Source organism: Vibrio sp. 10N.222.48.A3 (assembly GCF_041475345.1).
Taxonomy (GTDB): Bacteria; Pseudomonadota; Gammaproteobacteria; order Enterobacterales; family Vibrionaceae; genus Vibrio; species Vibrio tasmaniensis_A.
In genome coordinates, this window is record NZ_JBFRVX010000462.1 from 1 (window position 1) to 3,108 (window position 3,108).

Annotated in this window: 1 pseudogene; it reads right to left on the reverse strand. The window is 44.2% G+C overall.

The window, feature by feature from the left end:
• Positions 1-3,108 (reverse strand): annotated as a pseudogene (locus tag AB4653_RS13885) (hypothetical protein); the annotation flags it as partial.

The window sequence follows — 3,108 nt, forward strand, 5'->3', positions numbered from 1 at the left end:
TTTGCCCCACCGTTAGTAGTATCTTCATAAGGATTCAGTGTTTCCTCTGTAACCGCTGTTGCTTCGAACTCTATCTGACCCGAGAAATTATCAATAGGGTTAACCACGGTGGTGTTAATGTCTTCTGCCGCTATTTTATATACACCACCCGCCGTCAGCGTAAGCACATTGCCGTCTTTATCAAGAAGCTCAAACTTTCCGTCACCTTCAACAACTTTCAACTCATAAGTGATCGTTTCAGTTTGGCTACTATCTTGTGATACTGCGTTTAGCTGCAACGTGACGTTGTCTTCATCTTCATTGACTTGATACTGATAAGTGCTGTTGCCATCATCCCAAGTAGCAATATCCGCTACCGCTTCAATCTCGATTTTGAAACTTGAGTTTACTTTGTGGTCAAGAGTGCCTCCATTATCGATCTCCAATTGATAGCGGATCTCAACGCCATTACTATCTGAACCATAGTTTTGGTCAGGAACGAAATAAAGGTTTTCGATGGTTGCAATGGTTTGTCTTACTTCACTTGGGTTTAAAGCATAGCTTTGTTGCATTTGAGGCGGTCCAAATAATATTTGACCGTTAGTTTCAGGCGTTAACTTGTGATACTCACCACCCTCAAAGTAATAGAACGTGCCTCTATGGTTACTGTTTTTTATAATCAGTTGACCGATAGACTCGCTGTTATCCCTGTCATTCAGGTTAACCTGAAGCGCAACTTGAGCTGGTGCATTAGGTAATCCGCTTTGGTTGTCTTGTATATTTTCAAGAATCGGAGCATCACCTGCAGCATATGGTATTGTTGAGTCTCTACCCGCATCCTCAAAGGTGGTCACTGTCAGCGCGATTTTCGACGAATTCCTATCCGTAATAGTGATGTCCAAGGGTGTCGATGACGTATCTGAATCGCCATCCTTCGCTGTTACATTAATAGAGAAATTAATTTCATCACCAACATGCTCTAAGTAATTATTGGCTCTAAACTCAATCTCACCATTTGAGTTTATTTTCAGTCTACCCAGTTCTCGAGGATCAACAGAGCCATTAATTTGCTCGTAAACTCGAATCTGTTGGCTACCACTAATTAAATCGAAGTCACTACTGTAAGACCCACTGTTCCCTGAACGGAAAACAATTCCACTTCCGTCAAATGCCTCAATTTTGCTCAGTACCGCACCATCGGCACCGACATCTGTAGCATCAGCAAACATATCGACTATAGAGCCGCGATAACCCTGACCTTCAACACGAGTAATCGATTGTGTTGTCACTAATGGAACATCATCCGTCACCGTGATCTTCAGATCGATCGCATTCGATTGGTCTTGATCAAAATCTTCAGCAACGATTGAGAAATCAAGATCTATCGCATTCTCATTTGCACCATCAGGGTGCTTCAGTGGTTTAAATAATTCGAATTGATAGCTGTTATCAGAGGTATCGAAAACAATCTCAAACACGGCTTCATTGCTGGTCACAGTTTGAGCAACATAGGTGAATGTTGTGCCGTTTTGTGAAACAGCTAGCCACTCTAAGCTTTCTCCATCGGAGGTTAAACCGGTCAAGACTAAATCTTCATCAACCAGTTCATACTTCACAACGCCATCGGCACCTTCATCGACGGTGAACAGTCCATTGATAATGGTGTCTTCAGATTGATCCGAACCTATGCCTGAAAGGTCGTCTTCATCGACAACCGTTTCGCCCGTCGGCGGCGTCATTACTGGAACATCATCAATGACTTGAATTGGTAGTTGATACTGGTTGGAGTCATCGCCATCACCGTCTACCGCCACAACATTAAATGGTATGGTTAGGTCATTTGATCCAGTAGCGTGATTTAGAGGGCCAAGTAAAGTGAATGTGTATGACCCATCGTTACCAAGTGCAAGAGTAAAAATCGGAGTCCCACTTGTGGTCGCACCTTGGTAGGTGGTTGTGTTCGCAGCCCCAGTGACCTCAGTGATCGAAATCGCTTCATTGCCTGATGTCAGAGTAGTTTCTAGAGTGGCTACGTTACGCAGTTCGTAAACCTCTACTTGGTCTGCACCTTCTGTGGTCACAAACGAGCCTGTCGCTTGAGCCACAACAGAGCCTAAATCATCTTCATCAACAACAAACGTACTCGCAACTGTTGTATCCGTAATGACGGGTACATCATCAGTAATAGTCACCGTAAGAGGCTTAATTACTGAATCCGTATTGTCTTGGTCGACCGCAATAACTGGCAAGGTGAAGATTTGAACGTTATTACCTTGCACAGGCAGGTGATCTAACTCTTCTAACAATGTGAAGGTATATTGACCAAGCACCAAACTATCAAAAGTGATGGTGAAAATGTCCGTTTGGACACCACCGTTTTCTACGAAGCCAATATAATTGTCGCTGTTTAGAGGATCTTCTTTTAGCTTAACAACCAGACCATCCGATTTTAGGTCCCCAGTTGTGTTGAACTGCGCAGTATCAATACGGAAGTGGTTCACATCATCACTACCAGATGTAAACGTCATTGTTCCGGTTTGAGTGACCGTTATGCTCGGAGAGGTGCCATCAAGCAAGTTTGCTTCAGCCAAGGCGACTGGTGGTATGTTATCAATAACAGGTGGAGCACCATCTGAAATGGTAAGCGTAACGGTCGACGTGACTTCGTCACCATCTTTATCTTCAGACATGACCGTAATAGTCTTAACAATATCGCCCCCTGAATGATTGAGGTTGCGATTAGGTTCGAAACGGACATCACCTTCCAGAGTGATATACAGTTTACCTTCAGCAACAGGGAAAACCTGCTCTCCGGTTGTCCCCTGAACTAACGTGTACACGTTGTTATCGTAAGTAAACTGGGTAATCGTTGCCCCGTCGGCACTTTGGTTTGGCATTACATCGACAGTACCTGTCGTGACAACACCAGCGGCTAAATCAGCCACCGTTGGTTCCGTAATGCTCAGCGTTTGATTTTGCATGCCTTGAACATCATCGCTGACCGTCACTTTCAATGGCGACATCAATGAGTCGTCACCATCACGGTCGACCGCAAAGACAGGTAGTTCAAAGCTCAGGTCATTCTTCGCTTGGCCATCAGCATGATCTAATGCTTCAAGCAGAGTAAAG